This window comes from Paracoccus sp. MKU1 (assembly GCF_001447385.1).
GTDB lineage: Bacteria > Pseudomonadota > Alphaproteobacteria > Rhodobacterales > Rhodobacteraceae > Paracoccus.
In genome coordinates, this window is the sequence record NZ_LLWQ01000173.1 from 1 (window position 1) to 21,603 (window position 21,603).

At 68.4% G+C, this 21,603-nt stretch carries 20 protein-coding genes and 1 pseudogene; 6 read left to right on the forward strand and 15 right to left on the reverse strand.

What is annotated here, in order from left to right:
• Nucleotides 1-171, forward strand: a pseudogene (locus tag AQY21_RS28685) (creatininase); the annotation flags it as partial.
• A gap of 186 nt (nucleotides 172-357) precedes the next feature.
• Nucleotides 358-1,434, forward strand: a complete 1,077-nt coding sequence (locus AQY21_RS13550) for an ABC transporter substrate-binding protein (protein ID WP_058098169.1) — start codon at nucleotides 358-360, stop codon at nucleotides 1,432-1,434.
• A gap of 578 nt (nucleotides 1,435-2,012) precedes the next feature.
• On the opposite strand, the gene AQY21_RS13555 is transcribed toward AQY21_RS13550, so the two are convergent.
• Entirely contained in the window at nucleotides 2,013-2,459 is a 447-nt protein-coding gene (locus AQY21_RS13555) for an SRPBCC family protein (protein ID WP_058098170.1), read from the reverse strand.
• A gap of 48 nt (nucleotides 2,460-2,507) precedes the next feature.
• On the opposite strand from AQY21_RS13555, the gene AQY21_RS13560 reads away from it, so the two are divergent.
• Nucleotides 2,508-2,921, forward strand: a complete 414-nt coding sequence (locus AQY21_RS13560; protein WP_058098171.1) for a helix-turn-helix transcriptional regulator — start codon at nucleotides 2,508-2,510, stop codon at nucleotides 2,919-2,921.
• A gap of 454 nt (nucleotides 2,922-3,375) precedes the next feature.
• Here the strand turns inward: AQY21_RS13560 and AQY21_RS13565 are convergent, their stop codons facing one another.
• From AQY21_RS13565 to AQY21_RS13580, 4 genes are read right to left on the reverse strand one after another with little or no spacing between them, the layout of a single operon-like run.
• Nucleotides 3,376-4,239: an ABC transporter ATP-binding protein gene (locus AQY21_RS13565; protein WP_058098172.1), complete on the reverse strand. Its 864-nt coding sequence runs from the start codon at nucleotides 4,237-4,239 to the stop codon at nucleotides 3,376-3,378.
• A complete protein-coding gene (locus tag AQY21_RS13570; protein ID WP_152988227.1) occupies nucleotides 4,236-5,270 on the reverse strand; it encodes an iron ABC transporter permease in 1,035 nt (344 codons plus the stop codon). Before AQY21_RS13570 ends, AQY21_RS13565 begins: the two co-directional genes overlap by 4 nt.
• 2 nt (nucleotides 5,271-5,272) lie before the next feature.
• Nucleotides 5,273-6,298 (reverse strand): iron ABC transporter permease, encoded by a 1,026-nt coding sequence (locus AQY21_RS13575; protein ID WP_058098174.1) that lies wholly within the window; start codon nucleotides 6,296-6,298, stop codon nucleotides 5,273-5,275.
• Nucleotides 6,295-7,299, reverse strand: coding sequence for an iron-siderophore ABC transporter substrate-binding protein (locus AQY21_RS13580; protein ID WP_058098175.1), 1,005 nt, complete (start codon nucleotides 7,297-7,299; stop codon nucleotides 6,295-6,297). Before AQY21_RS13580 ends, AQY21_RS13575 begins: the two co-directional genes overlap by 4 nt.
• A gap of 275 nt (nucleotides 7,300-7,574) precedes the next feature.
• On the opposite strand from AQY21_RS13580, the gene AQY21_RS13585 reads away from it, so the two are divergent.
• Nucleotides 7,575-9,671, forward strand: a complete 2,097-nt coding sequence (locus AQY21_RS13585) for a TonB-dependent siderophore receptor (protein WP_058098176.1) — start codon at nucleotides 7,575-7,577, stop codon at nucleotides 9,669-9,671.
• Between the two features lie 48 nt (nucleotides 9,672-9,719).
• Here the strand turns inward: AQY21_RS13585 and AQY21_RS13590 are convergent, their stop codons facing one another.
• From AQY21_RS13590 to AQY21_RS13615, 5 genes are all read right to left on the reverse strand, one after another.
• Complete coding sequence (locus AQY21_RS13590; RefSeq protein ID WP_152988228.1) at nucleotides 9,720-10,613, reverse strand: AraC family transcriptional regulator; 894 nt, start codon at nucleotides 10,611-10,613, stop codon at nucleotides 9,720-9,722.
• Nucleotides 10,614-10,968: 355 nt separating this feature from the next.
• Nucleotides 10,969-11,658, reverse strand: a complete 690-nt coding sequence (locus AQY21_RS13595; RefSeq protein ID WP_058098177.1) for an RNA polymerase sigma factor — start codon at nucleotides 11,656-11,658, stop codon at nucleotides 10,969-10,971.
• Entirely contained in the window at nucleotides 11,655-12,170 is a 516-nt protein-coding gene (locus AQY21_RS13600; RefSeq protein ID WP_058098178.1) for a plastocyanin/azurin family copper-binding protein, read from the reverse strand. The genes AQY21_RS13595 and AQY21_RS13600 overlap by 4 nt, the downstream gene beginning before the upstream one ends.
• On the reverse strand, nucleotides 12,167-12,574 hold the full coding sequence (locus tag AQY21_RS13605; protein WP_058098179.1) for a hypothetical protein: 408 nt from the start codon (nucleotides 12,572-12,574) through the stop codon (nucleotides 12,167-12,169). Before AQY21_RS13605 ends, AQY21_RS13600 begins: the two co-directional genes overlap by 4 nt.
• A 904-nt stretch (nucleotides 12,575-13,478) precedes the next feature.
• The gene (locus tag AQY21_RS13615) at nucleotides 13,479-14,129 is read right to left on the reverse strand and encodes an arylesterase (protein WP_058098181.1); all 651 of its coding nucleotides are present in this window, start codon (nucleotides 14,127-14,129) and stop codon (nucleotides 13,479-13,481) included.
• Nucleotides 14,130-14,193: 64 nt separating this feature from the next.
• On the opposite strand from AQY21_RS13615, the gene AQY21_RS13620 reads away from it, so the two are divergent.
• Nucleotides 14,194-14,892, forward strand: a complete 699-nt coding sequence (locus AQY21_RS13620) for an ABC transporter ATP-binding protein (RefSeq protein WP_058098182.1) — start codon at nucleotides 14,194-14,196, stop codon at nucleotides 14,890-14,892.
• Nucleotides 14,893-14,926: 34 nt separating this feature from the next.
• A complete protein-coding gene (locus AQY21_RS13625; RefSeq protein ID WP_058098183.1) occupies nucleotides 14,927-17,464 on the forward strand; it encodes an ABC transporter permease in 2,538 nt (845 codons plus the stop codon).
• 636 nt (nucleotides 17,465-18,100) lie between these two features.
• On the opposite strand, the gene AQY21_RS13630 is transcribed toward AQY21_RS13625, so the two are convergent.
• The 5 genes from AQY21_RS13630 to AQY21_RS29745 all read right to left on the reverse strand — a co-directional run bounded on the left by AQY21_RS13630 (nucleotide 18,101) and on the right by AQY21_RS29745 (nucleotide 21,543).
• Nucleotides 18,101-18,631 (reverse strand): dihydrofolate reductase family protein, encoded by a 531-nt coding sequence (locus AQY21_RS13630; protein WP_058098184.1) that lies wholly within the window; start codon nucleotides 18,629-18,631, stop codon nucleotides 18,101-18,103.
• 58 nt (nucleotides 18,632-18,689) lie between these two features.
• Entirely contained in the window at nucleotides 18,690-19,337 is a 648-nt protein-coding gene (locus AQY21_RS13635) for a glutathione S-transferase family protein (protein WP_058098185.1), read from the reverse strand.
• A gap of 68 nt (nucleotides 19,338-19,405) precedes the next feature.
• Nucleotides 19,406-19,849, reverse strand: coding sequence for an SRPBCC family protein (locus AQY21_RS13640; RefSeq protein WP_058098186.1), 444 nt, complete (start codon nucleotides 19,847-19,849; stop codon nucleotides 19,406-19,408).
• Between the two features lie 41 nt (nucleotides 19,850-19,890).
• On the reverse strand, nucleotides 19,891-21,021 hold the full coding sequence (locus tag AQY21_RS13645) for a DJ-1/PfpI family protein (protein WP_058098187.1): 1,131 nt from the start codon (nucleotides 21,019-21,021) through the stop codon (nucleotides 19,891-19,893).
• Nucleotides 21,022-21,075: 54 nt separating this feature from the next.
• Nucleotides 21,076-21,543, reverse strand: a complete 468-nt coding sequence (locus tag AQY21_RS29745; protein ID WP_238986777.1) for a 2-deoxy-5-keto-D-gluconate 6-phosphate aldolase domain-containing protein — start codon at nucleotides 21,541-21,543, stop codon at nucleotides 21,076-21,078.
• Nucleotides 21,544-21,603 lie beyond the last annotated feature (60 nt).

Consider the following 21,603-nt stretch of genomic DNA (forward strand, 5'->3'; position numbering starts at 1 on the left):
ATGGTGGTGTCGATGGAGCCGATGATCACCATCCCCGAGGGCCTGCCCGGCGCCGGCGGCTATCGCGAGCACGACATCCTGGTGATCGAGGAAGGCGGCAACCGCAACATCACCGGCTTCCCCTATGGGCCGGAGCACCTGATCGTGAAGGGCAAGGCCAGGGCCGCCTGACCCCCGACATTCCCGCCCGCCGGACCTCGGCGGGCGGAGCACGGAACGGCGGCCCAAAACCGCCAGGACCGGCCCGCATCTCCCCCGCGGGCCGGGCGCCCCCCGATACGGCCCCGGACGAAGGGCCGGTCCCCGCGATTCCCGCTGCCAACAAAAAAGCAAGAACATCCGACAGGAGAGACATCCATGAAAAAGACCCTCATCTTGACCACCGCGCTGACGCTGCTGGCCACGACCGCCTCGGCGCAGGAGATCACCGTCATGTCCTGGGGCGGCACCTATGGCCAAAGCCAGGTCGAGGCCTATCACAAGCCCTTCACCGCCAAGACCGGCATCAAGGTCGTCGCGCTTGACAGCGACAACCCGGCGATCCCGATCAAGGCCCAGGTCGAGGCCGGCAATGTCACCACCAATGTGGCCGATGTCGAATATGCCGACGCGATCCGCCTGTGCGACGAGGGGCTGCTGGAGCCGATCGACCAGGCAATCCTGCCGCCCGCGCCCGACGGCACCCCCGCGACCGAGGATTTCCTGCCGCAGGGCCTGACCGATTGCGCCGTGGGCTCGATCGTGTTCTCGACGATCTTCGCCTATGACGCGACGAAATATCCCGACGCCAAGCCGCAGACCATCGTCGATTTCTTCGACACGCAAAAGTTTCCCGGCAAGCGCGGGATGAAGAAAGTGCCCAAGGCGGTGCTGGAAATGGCGTTGATGGGCGACGGCGTGCCGGCGGATCAGGTTTATGGGCTGCTTTCGACGCCCGAAGGCATCGACCGCGCCTTCGCCAAGCTCGACAGCATCAAGAAGGACATCGTCTGGTGGGAGACGGGCGCGCAGCCGCCGCAACTGCTGGCCGACGGCGAGGTGGCGATGACCATGGCCTATAACGGCCGGATCTTCAGCGCCGCCATCTCCGAGGGCAAGCCCTTCGAGATCGTCTGGGACGGGCAGGTCTACGAGTACAACCTTTTCGTCATCCCGAAAGGCGCGCAGAAGCAGGAGGAGGCGCTGGAGTTCATCAAGTTCGCCACCGACACCCAGAGGCTGGCGGATCAGGCGAAATGGATCAGCTATGGCCCGGCGCGAAAATCCTCGGCCGAGCTTGTCGGGCTCTATCACGATGGCAAGACCGAGATGGCGCCGCACATGCCCACCAATCCCGACAACATGCAGAACGCGCTGGGTTCATCCTATGAATTCTGGGTCGATCACGAGGCGGAACTGGTGGAACGCTTCAGCGCCTGGCTCAGCGCCAGCTGACGGGAGATGCGGCGAGGGGACCGGATCCCCTCGCCGTTTCCGTCGGAAGGCTTCGCCCCGCTGGCCAGGACGGCGGATCCGCCGGCCGGACACCCTGCCCTGAGGCTTCATCTTGCCGCGTAACGGCTGGCAAATCCCATCTCGCCGCAGTCGTGCCCGGCTTTTCATCAAAGCAGGGCAAGTGGATCATCTGGCCCGCAACGGATCTCCGGCTGCTCGGTGATACGCCTCGGCATCCGGAAGGACGGGTTGCCGCAACCCGATGGCTTCCCCCTCGATGCCTTGGATGAACTACGCCTCGAGCACCCGGCGCGCATCCTGCTGCGCCGACCGATCTGCTGCCCTTGGCCCGGGCTACCGACGCCGGATCTGCCGGCCCCAGCTTGGCCAGGACCGCGACGCGCATGCACCCGCCGCTTTGCAGCAAGGCGTCCGGGCAAAGGCGATCCTTGGCTAGGACACCACCGTCCGGCGGAGCAGGCCGGGCCCCTGGGCTTCGATCCCCATCGCCCGGTCATGGCGGAAACGCGGCCGCCGCCAGCACCGGCCCCTTCCCTCAACCAGACCGCGCCGCAGACCTATTTATAGAATCCTTCGCGCAGGTTGATGCCATGTTCCAGCCACATCTTCATGGCGCAGATCATCCCGGTCCAGCCCTCGCAATTGCCCAGGCAGCCCTTGAGCCCGGCCTCGGTCTCCGGCCAGCCGTATTCGCTGATCCGCACCAGCGTGCGCCCGTCTTCCAGCGGCTGGAAGGTCATGGTCACGGTAGTCCAGACACGCGGCTCGCCCTCGGCCTCCCATTGCAGGGTGATGCGCTCGTTCGGGACGACCTCCTGCACCAGCACCGGGAAGGCGCCGGGGAAATCGTGGAAATCCCAGGTCACCTCGGCACCGGGGGCCAGACGGCCCCTGGCGCCGCCGGTGGTGAAGAATTTCGACAGGCTGTCGGGATTCACCACGGTCTCGAACACCTCCTCGACCGGCTTGGCGATCCGGCCGCCGACAGTGAATTTCAGCTCCATGTCACGCTCCTCCTTGTGTCGGGCTCCATTATGTTATATTCATATAACATGTCAACCGAGGATCAGGACGACGCGCTGTTCAAGGCGCTGGGGCACCGGGCGCGCCGGCAATTGCTGGACCTGCTGAAGGCGGGGCCGAAAACCACCGGCGGGCTGTGCGAGGCGCTGCCGCAGCTGGACCGCTGCACGGTGATGCAGCATCTGCGGGTGCTGGAGACGGCCGGGCTGGTCGTGGTCGAGCGGCGGGGCCGCGAAAGATGGAACCATCTCGATGCCCTGCCCATCCATGCCCTGCACGAACGCTGGATCGGCCCCTATGCCGCCTATGCGGTGAGCATGCTGGGCGCGTTGAAGCAGGTGGCGGAAAACGGGCAGCCGCAAATGCCCGGCAAAACCCTGCCGGAACCAGCTGCACCGCGGGCTGAGCCCGATCACCTCGATGACCCGGCAACGGGCGATTGATGGTCCGGCGGATCGGGGGCGGCCAAGTCCCGCGCCGCTGAACGAACGCGGCTCGCGCGGCGACTGCCACCTCCCGCAGGGGTCCTGATGCCGCGGCAGATTCAGTTCAAACACATCAGCGGATGGCGGCTGCCCGCCGGCGCAGCGAAGGTGGATCGTTCGACTCGCTGAGGCGAACCGCGGGCTTTCAGGAACGAGGCACTGGCGGCACGATGCGTTTCTGCGCTCTCGGACCGGCTGAGCTCCTTTGGGCGCGTGAATCGGGACGGGCCGGAAAGCGAGCAGTTCCACGCGGGCGCCCTGCCGCGGCCGGCGGCCCAGGAGGAAACATGATACAGGTCCGTTCCAGTGCGGGAAGGTCGTTCTAGCCCCCCGCAGGCGGGACGTGAGGGGATCGTGTCAGGCTTTCCTTGAGCTCACCCGCCATGGCGAGGCTGCGGGATGGCGGCTTGCCTCAACCTGCAAGATTTCTGTGTGAAACGCCTTCCGGCATGGCCGATGCCGCAACCGGACGGCTGGTCCCGACGCGGTGCCGGCCGATGGGCAGCATCATCGGCTTGCCCGAGACCGGATCGGTCACCACCCGGCTGTCCAGCCCGAAGACGGCGTGCAGGGTCTCGGCGGTCAGCACCGCCTCGGGCGGACCCGAGGCGTAAAGCCGGCCCTCGCGCATCGCCACCAGCAGGTCGGCATAGCGCGCCGCCAGGTTCAGGTCGTGCAGCACCATGACGATGGTGGTGCCGCGCGCCGCGTTCAGGTCCACCAGCAGGTCCAGCACCTCGACCTGGTGGCTGACGTCCAGGAAGGTCGTCGGCTCGTCCAGCAGCAGGATGCCGGTCTGTTGCGCCAGCGCCATGGCGATCCAGACCCGCTGGCGCTGGCCGCCGGACAGCTCGTCCACCGGGCGATCGGCCAGATCGGCGGTCTGGGTGGCGTCCAGCGCCGCGGCGACGGCGCGGTCGTCCTCGGCACTCCAGCGGCTCATCAGGCCGTGATGCGGATGGCGGCCGCGGCCGACCAGCTCGGCCACGGTGATGCCCTCGGGGGCGATGGGCGATTGCGGCAACAGCCCCAGCCTGCGCGCCAGCTCGCGCGCGGGGATGCGGTGGATGGCACGGCCGTCCAGCGTCACCTGGCCCTGCGCGGGGGCCAGCAGCCGCGACAGGCTGCGCAGCAGCGTGGACTTGCCGCAGGCATTGGCCCCGACGATGGCGGTGATCCGGCCCGGCGCGACGGCAAGGTCCAGGTCGCGCAGGATGGCGGCCTCGCCATAGCCGGCGGTCAGCCGCTCGGCGATCAGTCGGTTCTCGGAAGTCACAGCGAGCCTCCTGCGCGGTTCACCCGCACGATCAGGTAGATCAGATAGGGCGCCCCCAGCGCCCCGGTGACGACGCCGACCGGATAGCGGCCCGGCATCAGGAATTGCCCGCAATAGTCGCCAACCAGCACCAGCGCCGCGCCCACCAGCGCCGAGGGCAGCAGCAGCGAGCCGCCGCTACCGATGATCCGCGCCGCGATCGGCCCCGACAGGAAGGCGACGAAGGCGATGGGCCCGGTGATCGCCGTCGCCACGGCGATCATGCCGACGGCGCAGGCGATCACCAGCGTCCGCGTCAGCCCGACCCGGACGCCGAGGGCGGCGGCCATGTCCTCGCCCATGCGCAGCGCCTCGAGATCGCGGGACCGGGACAGCAGCACCCCGCCCGCCAGCGCCAGCACCGCCAGCAGCGGCAGCGCCTGGCCCAGCTGGGCGCCGTTGACGCTGCCGGTCAGCCAGCGCAGCGCCTGTTGCAAGTCCCAGGCCGGCGCGCGCGACAGCGTATAGGCGATGAAGCTGTGCAGCATGGCGGCGACGCCGATGCCGACCAGGATCAGCCGGGTGCCGGCAATGCCGCCGCGAAAAGACAGCGCATAGATCGCCAGCGCCACCGCCAGTCCCGCCGCCACGGCCAGGATCGGCACCGCCGGCCCGCTGATCCCCAGCACCACGATGGCGAACACCGCCGCGGCGCTGGCGCCCGAGCTGATGCCGATGATGTCGGGGCTGGCCAAGGGGTTGCGCAGCATGATCTGGAAGGCCGCGCCGCCCATGCCGAAGCACAGCCCGGCCAGCACCGACAGCACGGCGCGCGGCAGCCGCAGCTGCCGCACGGTGAAGCCGGCACCCGGCACGTCTTCACCCGCCAACGCGCGGATCACCTGCCCCAGCGGGGTGAAGGACTGGCCCAGCATCAGCGTCAGCGCCAGCATCCCGGCGATCAGCAGCACCAGCCCGGCCAGGATGGCCTGGCGCCGGCGGCAGCGACGATGCCGCGCGGCGGCGATGGCGGCAAGGGTGGTGGAGGCCATGGTCACAGCTCGCGCAGGCGCTGGCGGCGCACGATCCAGATGAAGAACGGCGCGCCGACAAAGGCGGTGACGATGCCCACGTCCAGCTCGCCCGGCCGGGCCAGGATGCGGCCCAGGATGTCCGAGGCCAGCAGCAACCCCGCCCCCGCCAGCGCCGAGAAGGGCAGCAGCCAGCGATGGTCGGTGCCGACCAGCAGGCGGCAGAAATGCGGCACCACCAGCCCGACGAAGCCGATGGGTCCGCAGACCGCCGTGATCGCCCCGCATAGCAGGATGGCGCCCAGCCCGGCGATGGCGCGGGTGCGGGCGACATTCTCGCCCAGGCCGGCGGCCAGCTCGTCGCCCAGCGCCAGCGCGTTCAGCTTGCGCGCCCAAAGCAGGCTGATCGCGAAGCCCGCCGCCAGGAAGGGCAGCACCGGCGCCAGCCGCGCGAATGTCGCCCCGCCGACGCCGCCGACCTGCCAGGACTGGATGCCCCCGGCGATGTCGCCGCGCGGCAGCACCACCGCGATCACCAGTGAGGAAAAGGCGACCGAGGTCGCGGCCCCCGCCAGCGCCAGCTTCAGCGGCGTGGCGCCGCCCCGGCCCAGCGAGCCGATGACATAGACGAACACCGCCGTCAGCCCGGCGCCCAGGATCGCCGCCCAGATATAGGCCTGCGCCGAGGTGATCGAGAACCAGGCGACGCCCACCACCACCGCCAGCGCCGCGCCCATGTTGATGCCCAGAATACCGGGATCGGCCAGCGGGTTGCGGGTGACGCCTTGCAACAGCGCCCCGGACAGCCCCAGCGCCGCCCCGGCCAGGAAGGCCAGCGCGGTGCGCGGCAGGCGTGCGGCGACGGCGGCCTGGCCGATGGTCTCGGCCCGGCCGGCCAGGGCGGCGGCGATGTCGTCCCAGCCGACCTCGCGCGTGCCGATGGCCACCGACAGCGCGCAAAGCAGCGCCACCAGCAGCAGCACCGCCGCCAGTCCCAGCGTATTCCGCGCCGCCCGGCGGCCCGGCATGGCGCCGGCCTGCGCCGTCATCGGGCCTTGCCGGCGGCCGCCTCGGCCAGCCGCGCCACGTAATCGTCAAGCACCCAGGGGATCGACAGCGGCGTCGGATTGGCCGCCGTGCCCATGGGATCGCTGCCCAGCATCACCAGCGCATCGTTCCTGACCGCCGGCATGTGCGAGATCAGCGGATCCTGCCGCATCGCCTCGAACAGATCGCGGCTGCCATAGGTCACCAGGATGTCGACGTCGTCGAAGCTGTCGATCCGCTCGGCGCTGACCTGCCCGGCGAAACTGCCATCCGCCGAGGCTTCGACCACGCTTTGCGGCGAGCGCAGCCCCAGATCGGCAAAGAACCGCACCCGCGTGTCATGCGTGGTGTAGAAGCTGACCAGGCTCAGGTTCGTGGTGTCGAGATGGGTCACGAACATGGCCGACTTGCCGGCAAGCTGCGGATGGGTGGCAACGGTCTCGGCGATCCGGCCCTCGATTTGCGCGATCAGCGCCTCGCCCTCGGCCTTCATGCCAAGGCCGGCGCTGTTCAGCCGGATCATGTCGCGCCAGTTCGTCGCCCAGGGCGCCTCGGAATAGGCGATGACCGGAGCGATCTGGCTGAGCGTATCGTAATCGGCCCGGCTGAGCCCGGAATAGGCGGCCAGGATCACGTCGGGGCGGCTGGCGGCCACGGCCTCGAAGTCGATGCCATCACCCTCGTCGAACAGGACAGGGGTGTCGGCGCCCAGTTCCTTCAGCCGCGCCTCGACCCAGGGCAGCACGCCGTCGCCGTCATCGTCGCCGAAGCTGGCGGCGGCCATGCCGACCGGCACCACGCCAAGAGCCAGCGGCACCTCGTGATTGGCCCAGGCCACGCTCGCGACGCGCTGGGGCTTCGCCGGGATGGTGGTGATGCCGAAGGCGTGCTCGACGGTGATGGGAAAGCCGCCCCCATCCCCTTGAGCCCAGGCAGCACGGGTGGCGGCCAACGCCAGCATGGCAGCGGCCAGGGTCAGGCAGATGCGGGTTTTCGACAGCATGGCAAGTCTCGCGATCGCGGGAGGAACGCGGCCGAGGTTTCACTTCGGGCCGGATGCGTCAAGCGCAAGATCGGTTTCCGACTAAAACAGACAACATTTTCCCGTGGATTCCGACAAAAAGCATAGGAATATTCAATACAGCGGCGCAAGATCCGGGCTAGGACGCGCGGCGAAAGATGCTGGGCGCCCGACGGACCCGCTGCCGGATTCGCCGCCAGTCCCCTTGGCCAGCACCTGGCCCAGCATCGTCATCACAACGAAACTGGACCCTTGTCATGCCGATTGAATCCCGATTCAGAAACGCCCGGCAGCGCTGCCTGACCGCCGCATTGCTGGGCTGCACCGCGCTTGTCGCCTTCCAGCCCCAGGTATCGCGGGCGCAGGATAGCCGCAGCATCATTCTGGACACCGTCACCATCGAGGCGAACCGCACCGACGACGACGCCGGTTCGATCGTCGCAAGCCGGACGATGGCGGGCAGCAGAATGGCGACGGACCTGCTGGACACACCTGCCTCGGTCTCGATCATCACCAGCAAGGAGATCCGGCAGCGCGGCGCCGAGACCGCCGAGCAGGTGTTGCGCTATACTGCCGGCGTGACGACCGACTTCTATGGCGGCGACGACCGCTTCGACTATTACAAGCTGCGCGGCTTCGATGCCTCGGTCTATCGCGACTGGCTGCCGATGCAGAAAGCCTTTGGCGGCATTCGCGAGGATGCCTTTGCCTATGAGCGGATCGAGGTGGTCAAGGGCGGCAACTCGACCGTCACCGGCCCCTCCGAGCCGGGCGGCGCTGTGAACTATGTCACCAAACTGCCCCGCACCCAGCGTTTCGGCGAGGCCTATGTGACCGCGGGCTCGTTCAACCACCGCGAGGTCGGCGTCGATTTCGGCGACAACCTGATCAAGGACGGCACCCTGTCCTATCGCCTCACCGGCCGGGTGCAGAAGGCGGACAAAGAGCTGGATTACAGCAAGAACGACGCCACCCTGCTGATGGGCGGCCTGACCTGGCGGCCCAGCGACCAGACCACGCTCAGCGTGGTGCTGGATTACATGAAGCGCGACGGCTCGACGGGATCGGGCTTCCCGCTGGGTACGAGTTTCCCGCGTGACCGCTTCTTCGGCGAGCCGGATTTCAACTATGTCGAGAACGAGCGCACCTCGCTGAGCGTGCTCTTCGACCATGACTTCGGCAATGGCCTGACGTTCGGCGCCAATGCGCGCTACAGCGACGAAGATCGCGGCTTCGGCTATGTCTATATCTGGGATGCCGACGGGCTGAACCCGGCGGACCGCTATTATTTCGCGAACGCCTCCTCGGGCGAGCAATTCGTCGCGGATGCGCATCTGCAATACGACACGGATTTCGGCAGTATCGGCAGCCGCACGCTGGTCGGCCTGCAATACAGCGACCTCTCGGCCAATTCGAGGACCTGGTATGCGCCGGCTTCGCCGATCGACTACACCGACCCGGTCTATACCGGCGGGATCGATCTGGACGCGCTCGCCCCCTATACCGGGACCAGGACGGACGACAGCATCGCGTCGGTCTACCTGCAAGAGGAGCTGACCTTCTCGGATCGGCTGATCGCCACCATCGGCCTGCGCCACGACCGGATGGACCTGTCGCGCACGGCGCTCGACGGGACCACGACCCAGGCCGATTTCAACAAGACCACCTCGCGCCTGGGCCTGACCTACAAGATCACCCCCGAGCTTTCGACCTATGTCAGCTATGCCGAATCGGTGCTGCCGGCGGCGCTGACCGTCGAGCCGGAGGAGGGCGAGCAGTATGAGCTGGGCCTGAAATACCGCCCGGCCGGGATGAATGCGCTGTTCACGGCGGCGGCCTATGATCTGCGCAAGACCAACATCACCCGGCAGGACACCAGCGAAAGCCCGCCCGTGCCCCGCACCATCGGCGAGATCCGCGCCCGCGGCATCGAACTGGAGGCTCGCGCCGAGGTCAACCCGGACCTGAACCTGGTCGCGGCCTATTCCTATACGGATACCGAGATCACCGACCGGCTGTCGCCTTATCAGGGCAACAGCCTCGGCAACGTGCCCCGGCACCTGGCCTCGATCTGGCTGGACTATACGCTGCAAGGCCAAGGTGCGCGTGGCGACATGACCTTCGGCATCGGCGCGCGCTACGAAGGCACGGCCTATAGCGGTGACGACAACCGGTCCAAGTCCGATGCCGCCGTGCTGATCGATGCCGCCTACAGCTATGCGCTGCGCGAGGACACGGAACTCTCGGTCACCGTGACCAACCTGCTGGACGAAAAGCATCGCGAGGCGGCATCGGGCGCCATCACCTACAACCCCGGCCGCGAGATCACTGCCACGTTGCGCCGGACCTGGTAATTCCACGCCGTCCTGCCCGCCCTGCGGGCGGGACCCCGCGCCCGGATCCTAGACCGCCAGCCGTGTCCGGCGCCAGGCGGCGGGTGGCTCGCCGCAGGACTTGCGGAACACCCGCGTCAGGTGCGCCTGATCTGAAAAGCCGAGTTGCGCGGCGATGTCGGTCAGTCGCAGGTCGGATTCCAACAGCAACCGCTGGGCCAGCTCGATGCGCTGGCCCAGCTGCCATTGCAGCGGCGTCGTGCCGGTGGTGTTCTTGAAGACATGCGCGAACCAGCTTTCCGACAGGCCGACGATTTCCGCCATTTCGGCCACGGTCAGCCGCCGCTCGGGGCTGGTCCCCAGCCGCGCCCGCAAACGCTTCATCTGCGCCTGCGTCAACAGCGCCGCGGGGCGCTCCTCGGCCTGCTGCGGCAGGTCGAGCAGATAGCCGAAGATGCTGCCGACCAGGCTTTCGGCATAGACGCCATGCTTGCGCGGCGTCGCCACCTCGTCCACCAGCAGCCGTGCCAGCGCGTCGATGGCGGCGGCGTCCTGGATCTCGACCGGGCGGCGCAGGACGCTCAGCGCCTCGGAGCGGCCGAGCGGCGGCGACAGGAAGCGCAGCAGCCGGTCCTGATGCACATGCAGGTCCAGATGCGAAAAGGCATGCGGCGCGGTGAAGCGGGTCCACATCGGCATCCCCGCCGGAACATAGATCGCCCGAGTCATCGGACGGCAATGGCGGCCGATGCCGTCGTCGCGGTTCGAAATGCGGATATGCGCGGATACGTCGTTAAAGAAGAAGACGATGCGCGGGTCGGGCGACAGGTAGTAGCCCTGTGCGCCGGTCTGGCCCTCGGCCTCCCAATAGACGCTGACCAAGCCGTCGAGGCCGCGCCATTGCACGGGCATCGTGGGCCGGATGCCCTCGGTATAGCAGGTCATGGAATGGCGATAGCTCATCGCATGCGGCTCCGGTAAGCCTTCGAGGCCGGAAGGCGCGGATGGGAAAAATACTTTACGGAAATTCTCGGTCATAGCAATCCGCCTTGGCCCGCCAATCTCGGATTGCGCAAGCCTGTCGCAAATATGCAGCACCCCAGCAGCGGGCCGGGCGAGAGGCGGCTGCCCGCCCCCGCCAGTCTGCGTCAGGACGAGACGGGCCCCGAGCGGCCCGCACCTCTGCACAGGGCGATCAGGAAATCCGCACGATCACGCGCACCAATCGAGGCAGGGGGGCAGCGCAAGCTCGCCGCCTGCTGGTTGCACGAGCGGGATCAGCGGCGAGGGGATTGTCAGTCCTGGACCGGACACAGAATCACCGACCCGCCTTTGCGCGCAAGCCCCCGACCACGCGATCGGCCATCATGGCGCAGCGAGCCCCGTCGAAGGGGAAGACCGCGTCGAACCCGCCGCGCAGGCGGGCCTCCAGCGTCAGGCGCAACTGCCGTCGGGCACGAAACAGCCGGGTGCGCACCGTGATCGGGTTCAGCGCCAGATCGCGCGCGATGGCCAACACCGGCTGGCCTTCGGCCTCGTGCAGCAGGAAAGGCAGCCGAAGATCGGGCGGCAAACTGGCCAGCGCCTCCTCCAGTAGCGCGCGGACCTCATGTCGGCCCATGCCGGCTTCGGCGGTTTCAGCACCCGGAAAGACCAGCACTTCGGCGGAGGAGGCAAGATCGTCGGTCACGGTGACATGGTCCTTTTCGGGGCGCGGCCGGCGGGCGCGCATCCGCGCGGCGTTGATGGCGATGCGGCTGATCCAGGTGGAAAACCGCGCCTCGCCGCGAAAACTGTCAAGCCGGGTAAAGGCGGCGAGGTAGGCGTCCTGCACCGCCTCCTCGGCCTCGGCATCCGAGGGCAGGATGCCGCGGGCGATACGGAACAGGCGCGGGTTCATCCGCCGCACCAATTCGCGGATCGCCGCCTCGTCATGGACGCGCGCGGCAGCGACCAGTTGCCAGTCGGGATCGTCATCCGGCCGGGTCAGCAGGCGGGCGCGGATCATGGCGCGCGCCCCTGCTCGACCCGGCCCGTCGCCAGGATCGCCTCGACCCGGGGAAAGGCCGCCAGAACCTCGGGCATCAGATCCTCGCTTTCCGGGGCGGAGCCCTCCCAGCCCGGATCGCCGGGCCGGCCGACCACGATCCGCCCCACCATCTCGGCCATCTCATGCGGCTGGCAGTAGTAATCATAGACACCGGGCACGGTCAGGGTGATCTCGAACGCTTGGTCGGGCAACAGGAAATCGCTGTCCCAAGGCGCGGCGGCCGAGGGAATGCGGCGCTGGCGGCCAAGGAGATCGGGGTGATAGGCGGTGCTGGTATGGCTGTTGCCCGCATCACGGTTGACGAAGTGCAGGATCGTGCCGGGCATGATCGCGACACCCTGCGGCGAGAACCACACCCTTTCCCCGCGTGCGCTGCCGCGCATGGCGATCTCTACCCGCTCGGCCGGCGCGGCATGGCCGGCAAGGGCGGCCAGGCCGCCCCCGAGAAGAACGCGGCGTGACAGCTTCATTTGGCCAGCCGGTCATGCGCGCCGGCGTCATGGTAAAGAACGACATGGGCATGGGGCTTTTCCACCCCCGGATGGCCAGCGTTGTAGTAGACGTCGACGCTGGTGACGGTCTGGCTCCCCACCGGCAGATCGTCGAAGGCCGTCCCCGCCTGCAAATCCTCGATCGGCACCATGTAGATGGTCGCCGAGAGCGTGCCGTCATGGTCATAGCCGAGGAACGGCCCGGCAGGCAGGCTGGCGGGATCGACATAGAGCGTGCCAAGGCCTGGAATGAAATCCGGCAGCGGCACCAGCGTGCTGACCTGGACGAAAGGCGCCGCCGGTGGCGCGGTCATGGCCGCGTCCTGCGCCAGCGCGGGGCCAGCGGCGAGGGCGCCGAACAAAAGAGAGGCGAGAATACGCATATCGTTTCCTTTCCGATCCGGGGCCGTAGAACCAGGCCCATGCCGGATTGGATGCAGCGCCGCGGAAAATGTTCCCTGCGGCGCGCGTTTTTCCGGTGGCGAAGCCATGGCCAGGTCAGTCTGCCGACACCCCGCTCAGCAGCTCACCGGCGCCATCAAGGCGCGCTGGGTCTGCAAACGGGCGCACCGGCAGCTCAAGGAGGAACTTGCCTCGATCACTTCGAAGGGCGCTCCTGGACGGGCCTGCACCGGATGACGGTGGCGGCGAGGATGACGGCATCGAGGAAGATAGCGCCGCCTCGCTCGTATCAGGTTAAGCCCCGCGGCACTTACATGCCAGACAGCTCGGTAGCGGACCCGGAGAGAACCTGGGCCAGCGTCAGGCCGACAGTAGAGGTGCTGAGCGTCATCTGCGCCGTGCCGGCGGTGCTGCCGAAGGCCGCCCCCCAACCCGCAGCGCCCCCATGGTGCCACTGAGCATGAACATGGCCAGCAACCAGGGCGGCGCCGAGGTTTGCGCGGTTCGCCAAGCCTGCATCTCCTGATCTATGGCCATGGGCTGTTGCCTTTGTCGGCTCGTTCTGGCTCCAGCCGGTCAAGAATGTGTTGCAGAACCTCCCGAACGATGCTGATCCGCTGCTCATCGATGACGGCAAGAGCAGGCCGGGCCAGGGTTGCCCCGGCAGGGGGCTCGGAGCCTTGGCGAGACCGTCCTGCGGATCTGGCGCGCCGCGGACCAGACCGTCGGTTTCAAGACGGGCGAGGTCCCGGACAAGGACGATCTGCCCAGCAGAAGCACGGCGGCCAGTTCCTTCTGCCGCACCGGCCGCTCCTCAATGCCGCCTTCTGGACGAACACCGATCCCGGCATTAGGCTCCGGCCTCGCCGAAATCTGACGGTGAGATCATTCCTTCTTTTCAATGCCGTCCAGGAACCGCAGCACCTCGGGGCCGAGCCCTTCCACGATCCGTGCCACACCCTCGGCATTCGGATGCAGGCCGTCGGGTTGCAGATAGTCGCCCAAGGACGCGGGATCGCCCGTGCCTTCCAGCAACGGCGCAAGGAAGCTGCCCACCAACGGCACCTCATGCGCTTCCGCAAGATCCGGGTAGATGGCGTCGAAGGCCTTGCGATATTCGGGACCGTAATTGCCCGGCGCCTCCATCCCGACCAGCAGCACCGGCACGCCCTGCGCGGCCGCCTCGGTCAGGATCGCGTCCAGATTGGCGCGGCTGACCTCGGGCAGGATGCCGCGCAGAAGGTCGTTGCCGCCCAGGGCCACGATCATCGCATCCGCCCCGTCGGCCAGCGCCCAGCCCACCCGCGCCCGCCCGCCTGCGGTCGTGTCGCCCGAGACCCCGGCGTTCAGCACCGTCACCTCGCGCCCCTCGGCCCGCAGCCAGGCCTCCAGCTGCGGCACGAAGCCCTCGGCCCGCGGCAGGCCGTAGCCCTGCGTCAAACTGTCGCCCAGGGCCACCAGCCGCAAGGGCTCTGCCGCCGCCGGCAGCACCAGCATCATCAGGCCGATGAAAGCTGCGGAAACCACGGCCATCATGCGGTTGCGGAAACTCCGCCCGACCCCATATCCCCAGACAGGACGGTCAGGTGAAGGACGGGCGATGACGGAGCCGGTGGTTTCGCTGCGCGAGGCGCGGCTCACGTTGATGGGAAACGCCGGTCCGGTGGATATCCTGAGAGGCATCACCCTCGACGTGGCGCGGGGCGAGACATTGGGGCTGGTGGGTCCGTCCGGTTCGGGCAAGTCCTCTCTCCTCATGCTCATGGGCGGGCTCGAACGGGCCACGGGGGGCAGCGTCCGGGCGCTGGGTCGCGATCTGGCGGCCCTGGACGAAGATGCGCTCGCCCGGTTCCGCAGGGGGAATATGGGCGTGGTTTTCCAATCCTTCCACCTCATCCCGACGATGACGGCGCTGGAAAACGTCGCGGTGCCGCTGGAGCTGATGGGCGCGAGGGACGCTTTCGAACGCGCTGCCGCCGAACTGGCGGCCGTGGGCCTGGACAAACGCGCCGGGCACTATCCCGCGCAACTGTCGGGGGGCGAGCAGCAGCGCGTGGCCTTGGCCCGCGCGGCGGTGACGCGGCCCGCGATCCTGCTGGCGGACGAGCCGACGGGTAACCTGGACGGCACGAACGGCGGGGCGATCATGGACCTGCTGTTCGGGCTGCGCGACCGGCACGGGGCGACGCTGATCCTCGTCACCCACGCGCCCGAACTCGCGGCGCGCTGCGACCGGGTCGTGCACCTGGCCGATGGCCGGATCGAGAGCGAGGCCGCAGCGCAGAAGGCGGCGGAATGACGGCCCGGTTCGGCAGCCCCCGCGCGGTTTGGCCATGAGCGCCCGGACGGCCCTGCGCTTTGCCCGGCGCGAGCTGCGCGGCGGGTTGCGCGGCTTCCGCATCTTCCTGGCCTGCCTGATCCTGGGCGTCGCGGCCATCGCGGCGGTGGGCATCGTGCGCGCCTCGATCCAGGCGGGGCTGGCCGAACAGGGCGCGATCCTGCTGGGCGGCGATGCGCAGATGCAGTTCACCTATCGCCATGCGTCCCAGGCCGAGCGCGCCTTCATGGACCGGGTCGCGCTGCGCACCTCCGAGGTGATCGATTTCCGCTCGATGGCGGTCGCGGGCGAGGGCGACGGGGCCGAGCATGGCCTGACCCAGGTGAAGGCCGTGGACGGTGCCTATCCGCTGGTCGGAACGGTCGAGCTTGACCCGCCGATGCCGCTCGGACAGGCGCTGGCCGGCAAGGACGGCCTGCCCGGCGCGGTGATGGACCGGGTGCTGGCCGACCGGCTGGGCCTTGGCATCGGCGACGCGTTCCGGCTGGGCCTGCAATCCTTTCGCCTGGCGGCGGTGCTGGTAAGCGAACCCGACAGCGCCGCCGGGGGCTTCGGCCTTGGCCCTCGCACGCTGGTCGCCAGCCCGGCGCTGGCGGATTCCGGGCTGATCGGGCCGGGCACGCTGTTCGACACGCAATACCGACTGCTCTTGCCGCCGGAGGCGGACCTCGATGCGCTGCGACAAGAGGCGATGGCCGCCTTTCCCGATACCGGCCTGCGCTGGCGCGACAGCCGCCGCGCCGCGCCCGGGATCGAACGCTTCGTGGACCGGATCGGGGCCTTCCTGGTGATCGTGGGGCTGGCCGGTCTGGCGGTCGGCGGGGTCGGCGTCTCGGCGGCGGTGCGCGCCTATCTGGCCGGCAAGACGGCCACCATCGCGACGCTGCGCACCCTTGGGGCCGATCAGCGGGTGGTGTTCCTGACCTATCTGTTCCAGATCGCAGCGCTGACCGCCCTGGGCGTCGGGGCGGGGCTGATCCTTGGCGCGGCCATCCCCCTGACGCTGGCGCCAATGATCGAGCACCTGCTGCCGGTGCCGGCGGTCTTCGCGCCCTGGCCCGCGCCGCTGGCCGAGGCGGCCTTCTACGGGGTCGCGACCGCGCTGCTCTTTACGCTCTGGCCGCTGGCGCGCACTGCCCGGATCCGGGCGGCGGCGCTTTACCGCGAAGCGGCGGGCGCGGCGCCCGGCTGGCCCAGGCCGGTATGGTGGGCGGTGTCGGCGGCGCTATCGGCCGTGCTGATCGGCGGAGCGGCGCTGTTTTCCGGCGTGCCGCAGCTGGCGCTGGGGGCGGCCTTCGGCATCGTCGCGGCCCTGGGCGTGCTGGTCCTGTCGGCCGTGCTGGTGCGCCGCGCGGCGCGGTTCCTGGCGCGCCGGCCCGCCCTGCGCGGGCGGCCGACATTACGGCTTGCGCTGTCGGCCATCGGCGGGCCGGGGCAGGAAACCACCTCGGTCATCCTCTCGCTAGGCCTGGGCTTGGCGGTGCTGGCCAGCGTGGGGCAGATCGAGGCCAACCTGCGCGCCGCCATCGACCGCGACCTGCCCGCGCGCGCGCCGGCCTATTTCTTCCTCGACATCCAGAACGACCAGATGGCGGCGTTCAACGCCCGGCTGGATGCCGACCCCGGCGTCGAGCGGGTGGAAAGCGCGCCGATGCTGCGCGGCATCCTGACCCGCATCAACGGCCGGCCCGCCGCCGAGGTCGCGGGCGATCACTGGGTGCTGCGCGGGGATCGCGGCGTCACCTATTCCGAACAGCCGCCCGAGGGCACCACGGTAACCGCCGGCAGATGGTGGCCCGAAGGCTACGAAGGCCCGCCGCAGGTCTCGTTCGGGGCCGAGGAGGCCGCGGAACTGGGGCTGGCGCTTGGCGACCGGATCACGGTGAACATCCTGGGCCGCGACATCGAGGCCCGGATCACCAGCTTCCGCGCGGTCGATTTCTCGACCGGCGGCCTCGGCTTCGTCATGTCGATGAACCCGAACGCTTTGCGCGGCGCCCCCCATACCCATATCGCCACGGTCTATGCCGAGGCAGAGGCCGAGGGCCGCATCCTGCGCGACCTGGCGGGCGCCTTTCCGAACGTGACCGCGATCCGGGTGCGCGACGCGGTGGACCGGGTGACCGATGCGCTCGGCGCCATCGCCTCGGCCGCAGCCTGGGCGGCGGCGGCGACGCTGCTGACCGGGTTCATGGTGCTGATCGGCGCCGCCGCGGCGGGCGAGCGGGCGCGGGTCTACGAGGCGGCGATCCTGCGCACGCTGGGCGCGACGCGGGGGCGCATCCTCGCCTCTTTCGCGCTGCGCTCGGCGCTGATGGGGGCCGCGGCGGGCCTCGTGGCGATCCTTGCCGGCGGGCTCGCAGGCTGGGCGGTGATCACCCTGGTGATGGAGACACGTTACGTGTTCGAGCCGGTCTCTGCGGTGGCGATCGTGCTGGGCGGCGTGGCTGCGGTCATGCTGGCCGGCATCGCCTTTGCGCTGCGCCCACTGTCGGCGCGCCCGGCCCGCGTGCTGCGGGCGCAGGAGGGCTAGCGGGCAACCCCGGCTTTGGCCGATCAGCCCTGCGCCCCATCCGCATGGCGACCGGAAGTTGCGTTATCCTTGTCGATCCTGAACGGCAAGAGGCGATAGAGCTCTCATGCCCGCGACGGGACAGATGGGGCGAGCCCGAGACCTCGGCCAATGCGAGGCGACAAAGCCGCCCGGTATAGAACCGCCCCTATGCCGCGGCATGGGAAAGCGTTCAGGATCGTCGGTCACGGCCGCGCCCTGGTCGCTCGGCTGGCCGAGGCATTGCGTGTCGTCGCCCGCGGCTGGCAGCCGGAAGGTTATTGGGCGATCCAAGGATGGCGGGCAAGGCATGCATCTGCGAGTGCTGCTGACACAGGTCCGGCCGCGGAACAGCGGCTGGATGCGAGCGCCGCCATTGCACTTGGCGCGGGCCGCACCGTTTCCGTTCCCGGCCATATCACCGTCGCTCCTGCTCACCACCGCAGGACGATTTTGCCCAGACCCGCTCAACACCGGCCTTGAGACTGCCCCCGCGCTTGCCGATCTGTTCCGGGGCGCAAATCTCGGCAAGCCGCTTGTACGATTGTCAGGTGGCAAGGGACAGCCCGGCAAGACCGGCCCCTGAAACATCGCGCCGCCCGTTGGATGGGCACGCGATCAGGCAGGAATATATGTCAGCCTGATCACATTCTCGCCGATCCGGTCGCTTGCGGTCAGGCGCAGCGGCGGCCGGTGGCCGGCGAAGAAGGGCTTGCCGCCGCCAAGCACGACGGGGTGGAAATACAGCCGGTATACGTCGATCAGTCCTAGCTCGGTCAGGCTTTGCGCCAGTTCCGGCCCGGCGACGTCGATCTCTCCGTCATGCTGCGCCTTCAGCCCGCGTATCGCCGCCTCGATATCGTCGGAAACAAGCGTGGCATTGGGTCCGACCGATGTCAGCGAGCGCGATACGACCCATTTCGGCTGGCGCCGCCAGGCATCGGCGAAGTCGCGTTCCTCCGGGGTCCATTCGGGATGGTCCTGGTCCCAATAGCGCATCAGTTCGTAGATGCGGCGGCCGTAGAGGCTGCCGGTCAGGCCGCCCACCTGCTGGGTCCAGTGCCGAAACAGCACCGGGTCGGGCGCAAATTGATCGTGATCGACATAGCCGTCCAGCGACAGGTTCATTCCGAGGACGAATTTCGCCATGCTGCGAGATCTCCTATCGGCTTCAGTTTGGCAGGAATCTACCGGAAGCGCACCCTGCTCAGCCATTCGATGCCGTGAAAACCGCCAGTTGCGCATCGAAGGCGCGCTGGTAGGCCGGGCGCGCCTTGCCCCGCGCGACATAGGCGGAGAGGTTCGAAAACGCGTCCACCATGCCGCTTCCCTCCAGCCGTCGCAGCACCGTCACCATCAGCAGGTCTCCGGCGCTGAACGCACCGTCAAGCCAGTCAGCATCGCCAAGCCGGTTGGAAAGCTGCTCCAGCCGGCCACGGATGCGTTTCCCCAGGAGGGGAAGGCGCGCCTCATACCAGGGCTTGTCGTGTTCAAGGTAGCGGGCCTGTTCCCACTCGACGATGGGCGGCTCGATGGTGTTGAGCGCGGCGAACATCCAAGTCATCGTCCGCGCCCGCGCATTCGCACCCTCGGGCAAGAGGCCCGCATGGGTCTGCGCAATATGCAGCACGATCGCGCCCGACTCGAAGAGCGCCAGATCACCCTCCTCATAGGTCGGGATCTGCCCGAAAGGGTGAAGCGCCAGATGCGCGGGCCGCTTCATCTCGTCGAAGGAAACCAGGCGGACCTCGTAAACCTGGCCGACTTCCTCAAGCGCCCAGCGGACGCGCATGTCCCGCGCCAGCCCTCGGCCGCGATCCGGGGACTGCGCAAAGGCGGTGATGGTGGGGGTCATCGCAAAGCTCCGCGTGATTGCCGGGATGCCGAGGGGCAGGGAAATCCGCCCCCCTCCCCATTCCGCGCCTACTGGTTGATTTCCGGCTCGACGAGCTTCGCGAGCTTGCGCAGCGAGTCCTGCCAGCCGAGATAGCAGGCCTCGGTGGGGATCACATCCGGCACGCCCTGCTGCTCGATGGTCACCTCGGTGCCGACGGACACGGGTTTCAGCTCCACCGTGACCGTCATCTCGCCCGGCAGGTTGGGATCGTCGAACCTGTCGGTATAGACGAGGCGCTTGTCTGGCACGAGTTCCAGGTACTTGCCGCCGAAGGAATGACTGTGGCCGGTGGTGAAGTTGCGAAACGACATCCGGTGATGGCCCCCCACCTTCGCCTCCAACTCGTGGACGGTGCAGAGAAAGCCGTATGGCGGCAGCCAGCTTGCCACCGCGTCGGGTTCGAGGAAGGCGCGATAGAGCTTCTCGGGTCTGGCCGCGATGACGCGGTGCAGTCGGATCGTGCTGGGCATGGGTTCCTCCCTGTGGTTCGGATTCACTGGTGGCAGTCGGTTTACCTCGGATATTCCATCTGCATGGCCACGACATTGGTGGTGCGCGCGCCATAACGCGCGGTGATCGCGTCAAGCGTCCGGTCAAGGGCCTCGGCGGGCTTGCTGTCGGGAAGGATCGAGACGCGCCGCTCCTCCGGCCAGGTCGCGCCGGATCGGTCGGGGATGACGCGGATGCCGTTCCGCGTCTCCACCACGCCGGACGACGCATGACTCGTCGCATGCGAGCGATAGGTGCGGGACCAAGCATCTGCCACCAGCGCCAGCGAGACCTCGTCCATCCCCGGCGCGAGGCCGATCCCCAGTTCCTCGCGGTTCCACAAGGCCAGCCGGTTGGCAAGCACCGTGGTTGCGAAGGGGCGGGTCAGCCGAAAGGCGCCGCTCGCATGCCGGGCATCCCACGTCGCGATGCCCAGGTCGCGGGCGACCGCTTCCGCCTTGGCCCGGTCGGCGATCGCCTCGATCAGCATCAGCATCGTCGGCATCGAGGCGGTGATGCCAGTCGTCGTCACCACCCCCTCGTCCGCGACCATCCGCCGATCCGGGACAAGGGCGACGGTCGGGTCGATCTTCCGCATCCGGTCCAGGTAATACCAATGCGTCGTGGCGCGCTTGCCGTTCAGCAGTCCCGCAGCGGCAACGACCTTGGCGCCGGCGCAGATGCCGATGATCGTCGCGCCCTTCTCGGCCTGATCCCGTAACCAGCCGATCACCGCCGGATCGTCGTCGCGGCTCATGGCGGGCACGATCACATAATCCGCGCCCTGGGGATGCGCCGCGTCGAATGCCGCGATGATCATGTCGGGCTGCACGGTCAGCGCGGGAAACAGCCGCACCGGCCCCGGCCCGGTTGCAAGCGACACCACCTCGGCGACATCGGCGCGTTTCAGGATGCCGTAGGGCAGCAGGTAATCGGTGAGTTCGGTGGCATCGTTGATCCCGACGATGGCGACCAGCGGCCGCGCGCGCTTGGGCGGTTTCAGCATATCGAGCATGGCATCGGTCTCTGCCTGCGGCACCGGCGGGGCCACGGCGACCGATGCGGGCGGCAGCGTGGCGATCCACGCGCCGACGCCTGCCGCCGAGAGGACGGCCAGCCCCAGAATGGCCCAGAACATAAACCGAAACCTCATCGTCCTGATCCGCTGTTCTGGGGCCTTATGGCCCAGCGGGAGAGTAGCGCGCCATCATCGGGTGGGTCCAGCCGCCGCCCTGGCGCAAGATCGCTCATGCCGGTTGCTCCCTTTTGTGCGGTGACCGTCATCCCTTGGCGATAGAGCAAGGATAACAAAGCGAGCGGTTGGCAGGAATGACAAAAGACCCGTAATTCCTGCCCATGCTGTATGTCGCTTCCATCCTCGGTCCGGGTTTCGAGCTGCGCGAGCACTCCGGACCGGCATCGGTTTTCCTCGGCCCCAAGAGCGCATGTTCGAGTGGTCAGCGCGCTTTCGCGCAGCTGGTCCCAGCTGCCGCTCAGCCGCGCGAAGCGCCCGGCCATCCCGGCCGGCTTGATCGCCGATCTCGCCCTTCAGCCATTGCCGCGCGACCGCGCCGAAGATGGGGCGGCCGACGGCGAAGCCCCTGACTTGGCCGAAGCCGGCGGCCTCGAAGCGGGCGGCTGGCTTCGCTTGGAGCGCATCCAGGTCCAGAACCACGATGCCAAGGGTGGGCGGTCATGCGCCTCGATGGCGGCGATGGCGTTCGCGGGACCTCAT

What these genes read in the sequence shown, in the direction of transcription:
- AQY21_RS13620 (WP_058098182.1), top strand. Translation starts at nt 14,194, where the DNA reads ATGACGGAGCCGGTGGTTTCGCTGCGCGAGGCGCGGCTCACGTTGATG.
- AQY21_RS13645 (WP_058098187.1), bottom strand. Translation starts at nt 21,021, where the DNA reads ATGAGGTTTCGGTTTATGTTCTGGGCCATTCTGGGGCTGGCCGTCCTC.
- AQY21_RS13630 (WP_058098184.1), bottom strand. Translation starts at nt 18,631, where the DNA reads ATGGCGAAATTCGTCCTCGGAATGAACCTGTCGCTGGACGGCTATGTC.
- AQY21_RS13560 (WP_058098171.1), top strand. Translation starts at nt 2,508, where the DNA reads ATGTCAACCGAGGATCAGGACGACGCGCTGTTCAAGGCGCTGGGGCAC.
- AQY21_RS13575 (WP_058098174.1), bottom strand. Translation starts at nt 6,298, where the DNA reads ATGACGGCGCAGGCCGGCGCCATGCCGGGCCGCCGGGCGGCGCGGAAT.
- AQY21_RS13580 (WP_058098175.1), bottom strand. Translation starts at nt 7,299, where the DNA reads ATGCTGTCGAAAACCCGCATCTGCCTGACCCTGGCCGCTGCCATGCTG.
- AQY21_RS13570 (WP_152988227.1), bottom strand. Translation starts at nt 5,270, where the DNA reads ATGGCCTCCACCACCCTTGCCGCCATCGCCGCCGCGCGGCATCGTCGC.
- AQY21_RS13550 (WP_058098169.1), top strand. Translation starts at nt 358, where the DNA reads ATGAAAAAGACCCTCATCTTGACCACCGCGCTGACGCTGCTGGCCACG.
- AQY21_RS13600 (WP_058098178.1), bottom strand. Translation starts at nt 12,170, where the DNA reads ATGAAGCTGTCACGCCGCGTTCTTCTCGGGGGCGGCCTGGCCGCCCTT.
- AQY21_RS13615 (WP_058098181.1), bottom strand. Translation starts at nt 14,129, where the DNA reads ATGATGGCCGTGGTTTCCGCAGCTTTCATCGGCCTGATGATGCTGGTG.
- AQY21_RS13595 (WP_058098177.1), bottom strand. Translation starts at nt 11,658, where the DNA reads ATGATCCGCGCCCGCCTGCTGACCCGGCCGGATGACGATCCCGACTGG.
- AQY21_RS13585 (WP_058098176.1), top strand. Translation starts at nt 7,575, where the DNA reads ATGCCGATTGAATCCCGATTCAGAAACGCCCGGCAGCGCTGCCTGACC.
- AQY21_RS13590 (WP_152988228.1), bottom strand. Translation starts at nt 10,613, where the DNA reads ATGAGCTATCGCCATTCCATGACCTGCTATACCGAGGGCATCCGGCCC.
- AQY21_RS13640 (WP_058098186.1), bottom strand. Translation starts at nt 19,849, where the DNA reads ATGCCCAGCACGATCCGACTGCACCGCGTCATCGCGGCCAGACCCGAG.
- AQY21_RS13555 (WP_058098170.1), bottom strand. Translation starts at nt 2,459, where the DNA reads ATGGAGCTGAAATTCACTGTCGGCGGCCGGATCGCCAAGCCGGTCGAG.
- AQY21_RS13635 (WP_058098185.1), bottom strand. Translation starts at nt 19,337, where the DNA reads ATGACCCCCACCATCACCGCCTTTGCGCAGTCCCCGGATCGCGGCCGA.
- AQY21_RS13605 (WP_058098179.1), bottom strand. Translation starts at nt 12,574, where the DNA reads ATGCGTATTCTCGCCTCTCTTTTGTTCGGCGCCCTCGCCGCTGGCCCC.
- AQY21_RS13625 (WP_058098183.1), top strand. Translation starts at nt 14,927, where the DNA reads ATGAGCGCCCGGACGGCCCTGCGCTTTGCCCGGCGCGAGCTGCGCGGC.